The sequence below is a fragment of the Pseudomonas sp. GM49 genome (assembly GCF_000282355.1).
Classification (GTDB): Bacteria; Pseudomonadota; Gammaproteobacteria; order Pseudomonadales; family Pseudomonadaceae; genus Aquipseudomonas.
This window is the reverse complement of the sequence record NZ_AKJL01000097.1, coordinates 16435-29741: the sequence shown is the minus strand read 5'-3', so window position 1 is coordinate 29741 and position 13307 is coordinate 16435. Positions and strand designations below refer to the sequence as shown.

12 protein-coding genes and 1 pseudogene are annotated in these 13307 nt (G+C 60.8%); 6 read left to right on the top strand and 7 right to left on the bottom strand.

Annotated elements, in window-relative coordinates; all coding sequences use genetic code 11:
• From PMI29_RS19640 to gloB, 4 genes and pseudogenes are all read right to left on the bottom strand, one after another.
• Positions 1-309: pseudogene (locus PMI29_RS19640) on the bottom strand (ABC transporter substrate-binding protein); the annotation flags it as partial.
• Positions 306-2126, bottom strand: coding sequence for an extracellular solute-binding protein (locus tag PMI29_RS19645; RefSeq protein ID WP_443216446.1), 1821 nt, complete (start codon positions 2124-2126; stop codon positions 306-308). The gene PMI29_RS19645 and the pseudogene PMI29_RS19640, both read right to left, overlap by 4 nt.
• Positions 2127-2418: 292 nt before the next feature.
• Positions 2419-3849, bottom strand: coding sequence for a transglycosylase SLT domain-containing protein (locus PMI29_RS19650; RefSeq protein ID WP_007996382.1), 1431 nt, complete (start codon positions 3847-3849; stop codon positions 2419-2421).
• A gap of 99 nt (positions 3850-3948) precedes the next feature.
• Positions 3949-4716, bottom strand: a complete 768-nt coding sequence (gene gloB / locus PMI29_RS19655; RefSeq protein ID WP_007996380.1) for a hydroxyacylglutathione hydrolase — start codon at positions 4714-4716, stop codon at positions 3949-3951.
• 65 nt (positions 4717-4781) lie between these two features.
• Between gloB and PMI29_RS19660 the strand changes: the two genes are divergently transcribed.
• From PMI29_RS19660 to PMI29_RS19680, 5 genes are all read left to right on the top strand, one after another.
• Complete coding sequence (locus tag PMI29_RS19660) at positions 4782-5540, top strand: methyltransferase domain-containing protein (protein WP_007996379.1); 759 nt, start codon at positions 4782-4784, stop codon at positions 5538-5540.
• A gap of 92 nt (positions 5541-5632) precedes the next feature.
• Positions 5633-6085: a ribonuclease HI gene (gene rnhA, locus PMI29_RS19665; RefSeq protein ID WP_007996378.1), complete on the top strand. Its 453-nt coding sequence runs from the start codon at positions 5633-5635 to the stop codon at positions 6083-6085.
• A 213-nt stretch (positions 6086-6298) separates the two neighbouring features.
• On the top strand, positions 6299-7057 hold the full coding sequence (dnaQ, locus tag PMI29_RS19670) for a DNA polymerase III subunit epsilon (RefSeq protein WP_007996376.1): 759 nt from the start codon (positions 6299-6301) through the stop codon (positions 7055-7057).
• A gap of 252 nt (positions 7058-7309) precedes the next feature.
• Entirely contained in the window at positions 7310-9565 is a 2256-nt protein-coding gene (locus PMI29_RS19675; protein WP_007996375.1) for an Orn/Lys/Arg decarboxylase N-terminal domain-containing protein, read from the top strand.
• A 14-nt stretch (positions 9566-9579) separates the two neighbouring features.
• Complete coding sequence (locus PMI29_RS19680) at positions 9580-10194, top strand: GNAT family N-acetyltransferase (protein WP_007996373.1); 615 nt, start codon at positions 9580-9582, stop codon at positions 10192-10194.
• Here PMI29_RS19680 and PMI29_RS19685 read toward each other — a convergent pair.
• Both PMI29_RS19685 and PMI29_RS19690 read right to left on the bottom strand, forming a co-directional pair.
• Positions 10160-11053 carry a LysR family transcriptional regulator gene (locus tag PMI29_RS19685; protein WP_007996372.1) on the bottom strand — a complete coding sequence of 298 codons (894 nt, stop codon included), beginning with the start codon at positions 11051-11053 and terminating at the stop codon, positions 10160-10162. The genes PMI29_RS19680 and PMI29_RS19685 overlap by 35 nt on opposite strands.
• 88 nt (positions 11054-11141) lie before the next feature.
• On the bottom strand, positions 11142-11369 hold the full coding sequence (locus PMI29_RS19690) for a hypothetical protein (RefSeq protein ID WP_007996370.1): 228 nt from the start codon (positions 11367-11369) through the stop codon (positions 11142-11144).
• Between the two features lie 175 nt (positions 11370-11544).
• Here PMI29_RS19690 and PMI29_RS19695 point away from each other — a divergent pair, with 175 nt between their 5' ends.
• Entirely contained in the window at positions 11545-12105 is a 561-nt protein-coding gene (locus PMI29_RS19695) for an NADPH-dependent FMN reductase (RefSeq protein WP_007996369.1), read from the top strand.
• A gap of 184 nt (positions 12106-12289) precedes the next feature.
• Here PMI29_RS19695 and PMI29_RS19700 read toward each other — a convergent pair whose 3' ends face one another.
• Positions 12290-13240, bottom strand: coding sequence for a DUF1853 family protein (locus PMI29_RS19700; RefSeq protein WP_007996367.1), 951 nt, complete (start codon positions 13238-13240; stop codon positions 12290-12292).
• Positions 13241-13307 lie beyond the last annotated feature (67 nt).

The window sequence follows — 13307 nt, the reverse complement described above, 5'->3', positions numbered from 1 at the left end:
AAAAAAGCCGTATTCGGTGAACGGCTCGTCCAGCCCTTGCTTGGCCAGGGTGTCGTAGATCATGCCGATATCGTCCGCCGGCACACCCTTGCTGATGAATGGGTTGAGGCTGTCGAAGCCGCCGAAACCGGCCTGACGGAAGATTCCGCCCTTGGGCGCGTCCGGATTGACGTAGTCGAAGTGTTTGAAGTCGGCCGGGTATTTCGGCGGCTCGTTGTACAGGGTCACGGCATGTTGCGGGGCGGCGCAGGCCAGCCCGGCGAACAACAGGCCGCTGGCCTGCAGGAGCAGGGTGCGGATGGGTTTCATTGATCTTTCTCCGAAGATTTCAGCCACCACGCGTTCAGGCCCAGGGTGTAGGGCGGCGTGGTGACGAAGGCGAGCCGGTTGCGGTACGCCAGACGGTGATAATTGAGGTACCAGTTGGGAACGATGTAGTGCTGCCACAGCAGCACGCGGTCGAGGGCCTTGCCGGCGGCGACTTGCTCATCGCGGGTCCGGGCGGCCAGCAATTGTTCGAGCAAATGGTCGACCACCGGGTTGGCAATACCAGCGTAGTTCTTGCTGCCCTTGACCCCGGCCTGGCTGGAGTGAAAGTACTGCCACTGTTCCAAGCCCGGGCTGAGGGTCTGGTTGAGGGTCATCAGGATCATGTCGAAATCGAACTGGTCGAGGCGCTGCTTGTATTGCGCGCGATCGACCGTGCGCAGCCGCGCATCGATACCGATGCTGGCAAGGGTCTCGACGTAAGGCTGGAGGATGCGTTCCAGGTTCGGGTTGACCAGCAGCAGTTCCAGTCGCAAGGGTTGCCCTGCGGCGTTTTGCAGGCGCTGGCCATTGAGCTTCCAGCCGGCTTCGGCGAGCAGGCCGAGGGCTTGGCGCAGGGTCTCCCGGGGAATGCCACGGCCGTCGGTCTGCGGCAGGCTGAACGGCTCGGTAAAGAGCCTGGCCGGCAGTTGCTCGCGATAGGGCTTGAGCAACAGCCATTCATGCCCGACCGGCAAACCGCTGGCCGAGAACTCGCTGTTGGGGTAGTAGCTCATGGCACGTTGGTAGGCGCCGCTGAACAGCGTGCGGTTGGTCCATTCAAAGTTGAACATCAGCCCCAGCGCTTCACGGACCCTGGCGTCCGAGAATGTCGGACGGCGGCTGTTCATGAACAGACCCTGGGTCTGGGTCGGGATCTGATGCGGAATTTGCGCCTTGATCACGTCACCACGGCGTATGGCGGGGAAGTCGTAGCCGGTGTCCCAGTTTTTCGCCTGATGCTCGATATAGATGTCGAACTCACCGGCCTTGAACGCTTCGAACGCCACGTCGCTGTCGCGGTAGAACTCGACTTCCATACGGTCGAAGTTGTACTTGCCGCGATTGACCGGCAGGTCCTTGCCCCAGTAATCCTTGACCCGTTCGAAGACGATCTGCCGTCCTGGTGTGACCGAATTGATGCGATACGGCCCGCTGCCCAGCGGCGGCTCGAAGGTGGTGGCCTTGAAGTCGCGCCCTTTCCAGTAGTGCTGCGCCAGCACTGGCATTTCGCCCAGGCGCAGGATCAGTAGCGGATTGCCGGCGCGCTTGAACACGAAACGGATGCGCTGCGGATTGAGGATGTCGACCCGCAGCACCTCCTGAAGGCTGGTGCGGTATAGCGGATGGCCTTCCTTGAGCAGCAGGCGGTAGGAGAACGCGACGTCGTAAGCGGTGATCGGCGTGCCGTCATGGAAGCGTGCTTCGGGACGCAGGTTGAACACCACCCAACTGCGGTCCTCGTTGTATTCCACCGACTGCGCGATCAGGCCATAACTGGACGCCGGTTCATCACCGGACGGTGCGTACTGGCCGGTACCGACCATCAGCGGTTCGTTGAGCTCGTTGATGCCGTATTGCAGGAAGTTCGGTGTGGTGACGGGGCTGGTGCCCTTGAAGGTGTAAGGGTTGAGCGTGTCGAACGTGCCAAACGCCATCACCCGCAACGTACCGCCCTTGGGCGCTTGCGGGTTGACCCAGTCGAAGTGGGTAAATCGGGCCGGGTACTTGAGCGTGCCGAACTGCGCATAACCATGGCTTTCGCTGATCGTCGCGCTTGCGGTGGAGCTCAAGGCCAGGCTGATCAGGAGCAGGAGCAGGGGGCGCTTCAAATAGGGGGTCCGATCCAGGCGGCTTGGGCTTTGTGGACCGTACAGTAACAGCTTGTATGGACAGGAAAAAGACGGGGGCTTAATGCGCAATATCGGTCGGGCCACAATCCCTGTGGGAGCGAGCTTGCTCCGGGCGGCGATCCGACGATGGCGGCGTGTCAGTCGCCATCAATGCAAACTGATACGCCGTCATCGCGAGCAAGCTCGCTCCCACAGGTTTTTGAGCAGTCCACAAAAACTGTGAAGACATAAAAAAGCCCCTGAAGTCAGGGGCTGTTTTTTAATGCGGATTGGCCACCGTCAACATCTGACCAGGCTTCAGTGCCTGGCCGACACGCGGGTTCCAGCGCTTGAGGTGCTGCATCTCGACGTTGAAACGCTTGGCCACAATATACAGCGAGTCGCCTTGCTGGACCTTGTACGTGGTCTGCTGCTTCTTGGTGTTCGCTGCAATCACGGTGTTGACGCGCCCGGAGCTGCGTTTGCTGTTGTCCTGCATGACCAGGGTCTGGCCGGGCTTGAGGTTCTTGCCGGTCAGTTTGTTCCAGCGTTGCAGGTCCTTCACGTCAACGTCGTTGGCCTTGGCGATGGAGCCGAGGTTGTCACCCCGTTTGACCCGGTAGGAACGCTTGACGCTGGCGACCTGGGTGTCGTCGGCACCTTCGAAGACCGGTTTGAGCGATTTTTTGCTGATCAATTCTTCAGGGCGCATGGTCTGCAGGCTGCTGGTCAGCAGTTGCGCCTTGGAGGTCGGGACAAGAAGGTGCTGCGGGCCGTCGATGGTGGTGCGCTGCTTGAAGGCCGGGTTGAGCTGGAACAGTTCGTCTTCGTCGATGTTGGCGACTTCAGCGACCTTGGACAGGTCCATGCGCTGGTTGATTTCGACGACCTGGAAATAGGGCTCGTTGGCGATCGGATTGAGGTTCACGCCGTAGGCTTCCGGCGCCATCACCACTTGCGACAGTGCCAGCAGCTTGGGCACGTAGGCCTGGGTTTCGGAGGGTAGCGGCAGGTTCCAGTAGTCGGTCGGCAGGCCGAGACGCTCGTTGCGCTCGATGGCCCGGCTGACGGTGCCTTCGCCGGCGTTGTAGGCCGCCAGGGCCAGCAACCAGTCGCCGTTGAACATGTCGTGCAGGCGGCTCAGGTAGTCCATCGCGGCGGTGGTCGACGCGGTGATGTCGCGACGGCCATCATAGAAACGGGTTTGACGCAGGTTGAAGTAACGCCCGGTGGACGGGATGAATTGCCAAAGACCCACCGCGTCGGCCCGGGAATAGGCCATCGGGTTGTAGGCACTTTCAATCACTGGCAGCAGTGCCAGCTCCAGCGGCATGTTGCGCTCCTCAAGGCGTTCGACGATGTAGTGAATGTAGAGGCTGCCACGTTCGCCGGCGTTTTCGAGGAAAGATGGATTGCTGGCGAACCACAGGCGCTGTTGCTCGATTCGCGGGTTGACACCCAGCCCGTCCTGCAACTGGAAGCCCTGGCGCATACGCTCCCAGACGTCCTGTGGAATTTGCGGGCTGGGTTTTTCGCTGAGCCAGATCGGCTTTTGCTTGGCGCGCGCGGCGATATTCGGCGTGTGCGCCGCATCGGTCTGCGGCGCATGGCTGGAACAGCCCGCCAAGGTGGCGGACACAGCCACCGCGATGGCTTGAGCCAAGCGGGTCAATGCGTCTGAACTGATGGCTTTGCGAATAGGTGACGACATTGGCTGGAAGTAAGTTCCGGGCAAAAATGTCGGGCGATTCTAGAAAGCACACCCTGCGCGGTCAACCTTTCAGAATTGTTGCAACCTTGAGCGATCCCTTTAGAACTTGTCCTTCCAGGCTCGAAGAGCAGCAAAAACCATATCGGGCGCCGAGTTATCGGTGCCGGTCCGTTCGTCCGCTTTTTCTTTAACGGATGTTTCACCGGCGCGCAAGAACGGGTTTGTGAGCTTTTCCAGCGCCAGTGTCGACGGCAGCGTCATGATTGCGGATTCGCGTTGTCGGGTGACTTTGGCCAGACGCTCGGCGGTGTCCGGATTGTTCGGTTCGACGGCCGCCGCAAACTTCAGATTGCCGAGGGTGTATTCGTGGGTGCAGTAGACCAGCGTGTCTTCCGGCAACGCAGCGAGGCGTGTCAGCGAGCTGTACATTTGCTGTGGCGTGCCTTCAAACAACCGTCCGCAGCCGGCGGCAAACAGTGTGTCGCCGCAGAACAGCAATCCGTGATGGTAATAGGCGATATGCCCCAGGGTGTGGCCAGGGACCGCGATGACGTCGAAGTCCCAGCCGAGCACATTGACCTTGTCGTTGTCTTTGAGCGCAACGTCCCGCGCCGGGATTTTCTCGCTGGCCGGGCCATAGACCTTTGCGTCCGTCGCTTTCTTCAGCTGTTCGACGCCGCCGACATGGTCATGATGGTGATGAGTGATCAGAATATCACTCAGTACCCAGCCCGGATTGGCCGCCAGCCAGGCTTGTACGGGGGCGGCATCACCCGGGTCGACGACCGCGCAGCGCTTGCTGCCGTGGTCTTGTAACAGCCAGATGTAGTTGTCGGTGAAGGCGGGCAGGGCAGTGATCTGTATCATCGTCGGATTCGCCAAACGGAAATCAATGGCGCATCTTAGAACTTCCTGGCGTGTTGGAGAATGCAATGACTGATAAAGCGTTCGCACAGGCTGATCCCGACTGGCTGGCGTTGATCAGCGCGGCCCGCGATTGGCTGGCCGGTCCCCTCGGGCAATTTCTGCTGGACGAAGAGCGGCGCATGCTCGAAGACGAGCTCGGGCGGTTCTTTGGTGGCTATCTGGTGCATTACGGTCCTTCGGCCCAGCCCCCTCCGTCAGCGCCGCAGGTGCAGCGCAATGTGCGCTTGGGCGCGCCATTACCGGGAGTCGAGATCGTCTGTGAGGAGCAGGCCTGGCCGCTGAGCGAGCATGCTGCCGATGTGGTGGTGCTGCAGCATGGCCTGGATTTCTGCCTGTCGCCCCACGGATTGCTCCGTGAAGCGGCAAGTAGCGTTCGCCCCGGCGGGCATCTGCTGATCATCGGCATCAATCCCTGGAGCAGTTGGGGCCTGCGGCATGTGTTTGCCCAGGATGCGCTGCGCAAGGCGCGCTGCATTTCGCCATCACGGGTCGCGGACTGGCTGAACCTGCTGGGTTTCGCGCTGGAGAAACGCCGCTTCGGGTGCTATCGTCCGCCGCTTGCGTCACCGGCATGGCAGGCCCGCCTGGCCGGTTGGGAACGCAAGGCCGGTGACTGGCAGTTGTCGGGCGGCGGCTTCTATTTGCTGGTGGCGCGCAAGATCGTGGTGGGCTTGCGACCGGTCCGTCAGGAACGTCGCGAGCCGATGGGCAAGTTGATCCCTTTGCCGATGGCCAAGGTCAACCGTCGCAACATCGAACCGTAATACACACTTTTTATTTGCGGCCGGGCTTGTCCCGGCTTCGGGCGTCGTCGATCAGCGATCGGCGGGCCAGCGCATTTTCTGGATAGATTGGCATGAGCGATAGCGTAGAACTGTTCACCGACGGCGCCTGCAAGGGCAACCCTGGCCCCGGCGGCTGGGGCGCACTGCTGGTGTGCAAGGGCGTTGAAAAGGAACTCTGGGGCGGCGAAGCCAATACCACCAACAACCGTATGGAGCTGATGGGCGCGATCCGTGGCCTTGAAGAACTCAAGCGTCCCTGTGAGGTGCTGCTGGTGACCGACTCCCAGTACGTGATGAAAGGCATTAACGAGTGGATGGACAACTGGAAGAAGCGCGGCTGGAAAACCGCAGCGAAAGAGCCGGTGAAAAACGCTGACCTGTGGAAATTGCTCGACGAGCAGGTCAACCGCCACAAGGTCACCTGGAAGTGGGTACGCGGGCACATCGGCCATCACGGCAACGAACGGGCCGACCAGTTGGCCAACCGTGGCGTCGATGAGGTGCGCGGGTACAAGCAGGACTGATTTAGGCTCCACCGATACACCGAGTTGCAGCAATCGCGAGCAAGCTCGCTCCCACATTCGATCGGCGTCGAGCACAGAATTTGTGATCGTCACCAGTCCACTGTGGGGGCGAGCTTGCTCGCGATGGGCGCAACACGGTCCACCTGAAAGACCCCGGCGGGCGTGTTAACATCGCCGCTTTTGCACGATTGACCGATTGAGAGCTGAGCACTGATGGCCACCAGATCCGTTGTACTCGACACCGAAACCACCGGCATGCCGGTGACCGACGGCCACCGGATTATCGAAATCGGTTGTGTCGAGCTGATCGGCCGACGCCTGACGGGCCGGCACTTTCACGTGTACCTGCAACCCGATCGCGAAAGTGACGAGGGCGCAATCGGCGTCCACGGCATCACCAACGAATTCCTCGTGGGCAAGCCGCGTTTTGCCGAGGTGGCCGAAGAGTTCTTCGAGTTCATCAAGGGTGCGCAGCTGATCATCCATAACGCGGCGTTCGACGTTGGCTTCATCAACAACGAATTCGCCCTGATGGGCCAGCAGGACCGTGCGGACATCACGCAGCACTGCTCGATCCTCGACACCCTGATGATGGCCCGGGAGCGTCACCCGGGGCAGCGCAACAGCCTCGACGCCCTGTGCAAGCGCTATGGCGTCGACAACTCTGGCCGTGAACTGCACGGCGCCTTGCTCGACTCCGAGATTCTCGCCGACGTCTACCTGACCATGACCGGGGGGCAGACCAGTCTGTCCCTGGCCGGCAACGCCTCCGATGGCAATGGCTCGGGGGAAGGGGCGGACAACTCGGCCACCGAGATTCGTCGTTTGCCGGCGGATCGCCAGCCGACGCGCATCATCCGCGCCAGCGAAGACGATCTGGCCCGCCACGCGGCGCGCCTGGAAATCATCAGCAAATCCGCTGGCGCTCCGGCGTTGTGGTTGCAGTTGGCCGAGGCTGAAGCGCAGGCATAACACCCTATTTGGCAGACACTGCTTTTGTGGCGAGGGGGCTTGTCGGAACGCCGCACCGCCCCGTTGGAGCGCGAAGCGGTCCCGTGTTTATTCAGGCAAATGACGTTTGCAGTAATTACGACTGCTTCGCAGCCGGACGGGGGCAAGCCCCCTCGCCACAAAGTGGTGCATCCCGCTCGCCACATCCGCTGCAACACTCTACCCTGAGGTGACTGGCAGGCTCTGGTCTGCCGCCTCAGGACACTGAGCCAAATGTATAAAGATTTGAAATTCCCGGTCCTGATTGTCCATCGCGACATCAAGGCCGACAGCGTCGCCGGCGACCGCGTGCGGGGGATTGCCCGGGAGCTGGAGCAGGAAGGATTCAGCGTCGTTTCGGCGGTGGACTACACCGAAGGACGACTGGTGGCGTCGACCTACCATGGCCTGTCCTGCATGTTGATTGCGTCTGAAGACGCCAGCACCCACTCCCATCTGTTGCAAAACATGGCCGAACTGATCGGGCTGGCACGGGTGCGTGCGCCGGATCTGCCGATCTTCGCCTTGGGCGAAAAAGTGACCCTGGAAAACGCGCCCGCCGACGCCATGGCCGAACTCAATCAGTTGCGTGGCATTCTTTACCTGTTTGAAGACACCGTGCCTTTTCTCGCCCGGCAGGTGGCCCGCGCCGCACGCAAATACCTCGATGGCCTGCTGCCGCCGTTTTTCAAGGCGTTGGTGCAACACACGGCGGACTCCAACTACTCCTGGCACACCCCCGGTCACGGCGGTGGCGTGGCGTATCACAAAAGTCCGGTCGGGCAGGCGTTCCATCAGTTTTTCGGGGAGAACACCCTGCGCTCGGATCTTTCGGTGTCGGTGCCGGAACTCGGTTCATTGCTCGATCACACGGGCCCCCTGGCTGAGGCCGAGGCGCGCGCGGCACGCAACTTTGGTGCTGATCACACCTTTTTCGTGATCAATGGCACGTCCACAGCCAACAAGATTGTCTGGCACTCGGTAGTCGCTCGCGATGACCTGGTGCTGGTGGATCGCAATTGCCACAAGTCGGTGTTGCATTCGATCATCATGACCGGCGCCATCCCGTTGTACTTGTGTCCGGAACGTAATGAGCTGGGGATCATCGGCCCGATTCCCCTGAGTGAGTTCAGCCGCGAATCGATCCAGGCCAAGATCGACGCCAGTCCGCTGACCAAGGGGCGTTCACCGAAGGTCAAGCTCGCGGTGGTGACCAATTCGACATATGACGGCCTTTGCTACAACGCCGAGCTGATCAGGCAACAACTGGGCAATAGCGTCGAGGTATTGCACTTCGACGAGGCCTGGTACGCCTACGCGGCGTTTCATGAATTTTTTGCCGGGCGCTACGGTATGGGCACGTCCCGTGATGAAGACAGCCCGCTGGTGTTCACCACCCATTCCACCCACAAGTTGCTGGCAGCCTTTAGTCAGGCGTCGATGATTCACGTGCGCGATGGCGGCGCCCGGCAACTGGACCGGGATCGCTTCAACGAAGCGTTCATGATGCACATCTCGACCTCGCCGCAGTACGGCATCATCGCCTCGCTGGATGTGGCTTCAGCGATGATGGAAGGACCGGCCGGGCGTTCGCTGTTGCAGGAAATGTTCGACGAAGCCCTGAGTTTTCGCCGGGCGCTGGCCAATTTGCGCCAGCACATTGCCGCCGATGACTGGTGGTTTTCGATCTGGCAACCGCCGTCGGCGGAAGGCATCGAGCGGGTCGTCACCGAAGACTGGTTGCTGCAACCCGATGCCGACTGGCATGGCTTTGGCGGCGTGACCGACGATTATGTGTTGCTCGACCCGATCAAGGTCACGCTGGTGATGCCTGGGTTGACGGCTGGTGGCGCCCTCAGCGAGCGCGGGATTCCGGCGGCGGTGGTCAGCAAGTTCCTTTGGGAGCGTGGCCTGGTGGTCGAGAAGACCGGGCTGTATTCGTTCCTGGTGCTGTTCTCGATGGGCATCACCAAGGGCAAGTGGAGCACGCTGCTCACTGAATTGCTGGAGTTCAAGCGCAGCTATGACGCCAACGTCAGCCTGGTCAGTTGCCTGCCTTGCGTGGCGCAAGAGAATGTCGCGCGCTATCAAGGCATGGGGCTGCGTGATCTGTGCGATCAGTTGCATGCCTGTTATCGCAGCAATGCCACCGCCAGGCACCTAAAGCGCATGTACACCGTACTGCCGGAAGTCGCGATGAAGCCGGCGGACGCCTATGATCAATTGGTGCGGGGTGAAGTCGAAGCCGTGTCGATCGATGCGCTGAACGGGCGGATCGCCGCGGTGATGCTGGTGCCGTACCCGCCCGGCATTCCATTGATCATGCCGGGTGAGCGCTTTACCGAGTCGACCCGCTCGATCATCGATTACCTGGCGTTTGCCCGCACGTTCGATAGCAGTTTCCCGGGGTTCGTTGCTGATGTGCACGGATTGCAACACGAAGATCAGGGCAGTGGACGGTGCTACACCGTCGATTGCATCAAGGAGTGAGGACCTTTCCCAGTATGCAGCCGGTTATAAATCCGAATTACCCAGGGTTGTCGGTACGGGTTGCCGATGAAGGTTTTGCCGCCTACATCTGGGGCAGTGATTTCAGTTTTGAAGTCGCGGCCTACGGTGCGGCCGAAATCGGCAAACCGGTAGCACAGTGGCCGGTCACCTCGATCACGCCTTATCGCAAGTGTTACGGCATCGACCCCGAGGAATTCATCAGCTTTCGCGATGGCGCCGACAGCGCGATTTTCATGGCGTATCTGGATGACCAGCCCGTGGGGCACCTGGTGGTCAGCACCAACTGGAACGGCTTTGCCCATATCGACGAACTGGCGGTGCACGCACCGGCCCGAGGGCATGGCGTGGCCAAGGCCCTGCTGGATGTGGCGCAATTCTGGAGCCGCAAGAAAAAGCTCCCGGGCATCATGCTCGAAACCCAGAACAACAACCTGGGGGCCTGCCGGCTCTATGAGCGCTGTGGTTACGTAATTGGCGGGATCGACCACCTGCGCTATCGCGGCATTGATCCGAACACCGCTGAAGTAGCGCTGTTCTGGTATCGACTGTTCGAAAACCCGCTGGAAAACCCGTTCAGTTCGTCAGCATCGCCACGGCTTGTTCCGTGATGATGGCCAACAAGGTCTGAACGGCTGGTGAAGGTTCGGCGTTTTTCAGGGTCAGGGCGTAAAGACTGATCGGGACCGCTGGCGCCAGTGGGCAGGTGTCCAGTCCCGAGGCTTTGGCGCCGAGGGCGGTGAAGGGGTCGACGATGGCCAGGCCTTCGCCAGCCTCGACCATGCTGCGCATCATCTGATGCGTCTGGACCCGGGTCTGAATCACGGGAGCAGGACGCAAGACGTGCAGTTTGTTTTCCAGCGCCGGGCTCAGCGGGTCGTGCCCTTCCAGGCCGATCATCGATTGGCCGGCCAGATCCTGCAGTGAAATGTATTTCTGTTTCGGTTGCAGCCAGCCGTGGGGCGCGAGCAACTGAAGTTTGCCCTGGGCAATCACCTGACAATCGAGGTCGGCGTGATCGGGGTCATGCAGGCTCAGGCCCAAGTCGCTTTCACGCAGCAGCAGGCTTCTGACGATGTCGCGGGTGGGCTGGCTCAGCAGTGTGCAAGGCGCGTCGGGCAGGCGTCGGCGCAGGGCGGCGATGCTGTGTGGCAATAATTGGTTAGCCAGAGGCGGGGTGCAGATGATGCGCAGCGGCGCCGCCAGGTATTGCCTGAGGCTGTTGGCCAGGCGCTGTACGGGTTCAAGCGCATCGTAGACCCGGACAATTTCCACCTGCAATTCCCGCGCTTCGCGGGTGGCCTGCAATCGTCCGCGCACGCTGGCGAACAACATGAAACCCAGCTGATCCTCGGCGTCGCGCAGCAAACGCTCGACTTCGGCCACCGGCAACTGCAGCCATTCGGCGGCGGTGCCCAGGTGACCGGTCTGCAGGAGCGCCTGGATCACTTCGATATGGCGTAAGCGCATGCGTGAAGTCCATGTTCAGCAGGTGGAGGAGTCAGTGGCTGAATCCTACCCCAAGTCCGCGCATATGACTTCTGCTCATAACGACGAGTTATGAAACGCTGGCGGTTTGCGGTTCGCGAGTAATGGTAATGCCGGTTTGCACCAACAGAAACTCATTGTCGTCGACCTTGTTGAGGCGGTCGCCAATGGCCAGCTTGTAGGTGGTGACAGGCCCTGAACCATCTGCCGCCGGGGTGGAATCCTGGAACTCGTGCACCGAATAAATACGGCCTTCCGCGTCTCTTGCATGGAACTGACCGACGAGTACTGCTGCCATCTGCTTAGAACCTCTGGAGATAAATCACTCAATTTGCGGCACTGTAGACCGTGCTTGGGCGAGGTAAGTTTTCCTACAGGAAAAAAATAGTCAGGGAGGGTATTTTCAGTCGCCCGCTGCCTGAATCGTCATCTATAACTACAAGCTCTCCATATCGGACAGTCGAGAAACTCCCATGAGCAACGTCTATACGATCGCCGTGTTGGTCGGCAGCTTGAGAAAGGAATCGATCAACCGCAAAGTCGCGCGGGCCCTGGTAGAACTGGCTCCGGCCAATCTCAAGCTCAACATCGTCGAAATTGGCGATCTGCCGCTCTATAACGAAGACATCGATGGCGCTTCACCGCCGGCAGCCTACAGTACTTTCCGACAACAGGTGAGCTCATCCGACGCGGTGTTGTTTGTGACCCCGGAATACAACCGTTCGGTGCCGGCGCCGTTGAAAAACGCGATTGACGTGGGCTCGCGTCCGTATGGCAAAAGTGCATGGAGCGGTAAGCCGGGAGCCGTTATCAGTGCTTCGCCGGGGGCCGTCGGCGGGTTTGGTGCCAACCACAACCTGCGTCAATCCATGGTGTTTCTCAATGTGCCGATGATGCAGCAACCGGAGGCCTATCTGGGGAACGCCGGTTCGGCGTTCGACGAGGCGGGCAAGTTGTCCGAGTCGGTCAAGCCGCTCCTGCAGCGTTTCATCAATGCTTATGGGCAATGGGTCGAACAGCACAAGAAACTCTGATGTTCATTGGCCAGCGCTTAGTCCTGCGAAGCGCTGGGTGGTTATCTCTTTAGACCGGGTTGACCCCTTCGCGAGCAAGCCCGCTCCCACAGGGATCTTCAGTGGATACAAGACTTGTGTTCGGCTGAGGCCCAATGTGGGAGCGGGCTTGCTCGCGAAGGGGGCGGGTCAGGCAATACGAGACTCAACTCTGCCCCGGCACATTCGGCCAAAGATCCGCCACCAGAAACAGTCGCTCGGCCTCTTCCCAGTCGCCGCTGGCATTTTCCGTCAGGCGCACCAGCAACTGTGCCGGCGCCAGCGGGTCCAGGTCGTTGAGCCACGCCTGCATCTGTTCTGGGTTCCAGGTGTGCTCCGCCGAATAATGCGCCGGCGCCAGCCAGGCGTGGCGGGGCAGGGGTTGCCAACGCCCCGGAGGGCTCTGGGCCAACAACGCCGGCCAATCCTTTTGATGCAACCAGCGACCTCGCAAATGCTGCGGATGGGCACCCGATGGCGGGGCGGCCTGTCCGGGCCACGGATATAGCAAATACCCTCCCAGCCACAAATGCGCGCTGAACGCATGGATGTCCAGCGACGCCAGCACCTCACGGCTCTCGGGGCGTGCGGAAATCGGCAATTGATGCTGGCTCAGGTGTGCCAGTTTGCGGTCGAGCCGGTCGTGGCACCCCGGACCCAGCCACTGGGCGGTGTCGTGCCCGTCGCCGGATTGCGGGCCGAGGTAGAGCTTGATCGCCAATTCCAGGTGATGCACGCCGTCGCGGTCGCGCAGCAGCATGTCCAGTTCACCCAGGGTGTGCCCTTCGCGGCGAATCGGCATGTTGGCGGCAATCAGCTCAATGCCCGGCGCATGCTGCACGGCAAATTGCCAGAGGCGTTCGTAGTACAGACCCAGGCGCCGGGTCCGGGCCTGGGCCAGCCAGTGCAGCAAGCCATAACTGTCCCGGTCCAGCTGGCGCAGCCAATGTTCCAGCCGTTGCGGTGCCTGCACCCAGTCGCTGCCGGCCAACGGGTGACGCTGCGGCCACGGGGTATCGCCCAGCATGGGCGGGGCGAGGATGACCCACGCCAGGTCACGCACTTCGGGATGGCGTAACTGATGGGGCAGGTGGAGCAAATCCGGAAATAGCATCATCTTGCGAGCATAGCCCGAAACCCGGGCACACCCTTGAAGCTGAAAGGATTTTGTCTACGGGCGGCTT

What these genes read in the sequence shown, in the direction of transcription:
- PMI29_RS19650 (WP_007996382.1), bottom strand. Translation starts at nt 3,849, where the DNA reads ATGTCGTCACCTATTCGCAAAGCCATCAGTTCAGACGCATTGACCCGC.
- gloB (WP_007996380.1), bottom strand. Translation starts at nt 4,716, where the DNA reads ATGATACAGATCACTGCCCTGCCCGCCTTCACCGACAACTACATCTGG.
- PMI29_RS19660 (WP_007996379.1), top strand. Translation starts at nt 4,782, where the DNA reads ATGACTGATAAAGCGTTCGCACAGGCTGATCCCGACTGGCTGGCGTTG.
- rnhA (WP_007996378.1), top strand. Translation starts at nt 5,633, where the DNA reads ATGAGCGATAGCGTAGAACTGTTCACCGACGGCGCCTGCAAGGGCAAC.
- dnaQ (WP_007996376.1), top strand. Translation starts at nt 6,299, where the DNA reads ATGGCCACCAGATCCGTTGTACTCGACACCGAAACCACCGGCATGCCG.
- PMI29_RS19675 (WP_007996375.1), top strand. Translation starts at nt 7,310, where the DNA reads ATGTATAAAGATTTGAAATTCCCGGTCCTGATTGTCCATCGCGACATC.
- PMI29_RS19680 (WP_007996373.1), top strand. Translation starts at nt 9,580, where the DNA reads ATGCAGCCGGTTATAAATCCGAATTACCCAGGGTTGTCGGTACGGGTT.
- PMI29_RS19685 (WP_007996372.1), bottom strand. Translation starts at nt 11,053, where the DNA reads ATGCGCTTACGCCATATCGAAGTGATCCAGGCGCTCCTGCAGACCGGT.
- PMI29_RS19690 (WP_007996370.1), bottom strand. Translation starts at nt 11,369, where the DNA reads ATGGCAGCAGTACTCGTCGGTCAGTTCCATGCAAGAGACGCGGAAGGC.
- PMI29_RS19695 (WP_007996369.1), top strand. Translation starts at nt 11,545, where the DNA reads ATGAGCAACGTCTATACGATCGCCGTGTTGGTCGGCAGCTTGAGAAAG.
- PMI29_RS19700 (WP_007996367.1), bottom strand. Translation starts at nt 13,240, where the DNA reads ATGATGCTATTTCCGGATTTGCTCCACCTGCCCCATCAGTTACGCCAT.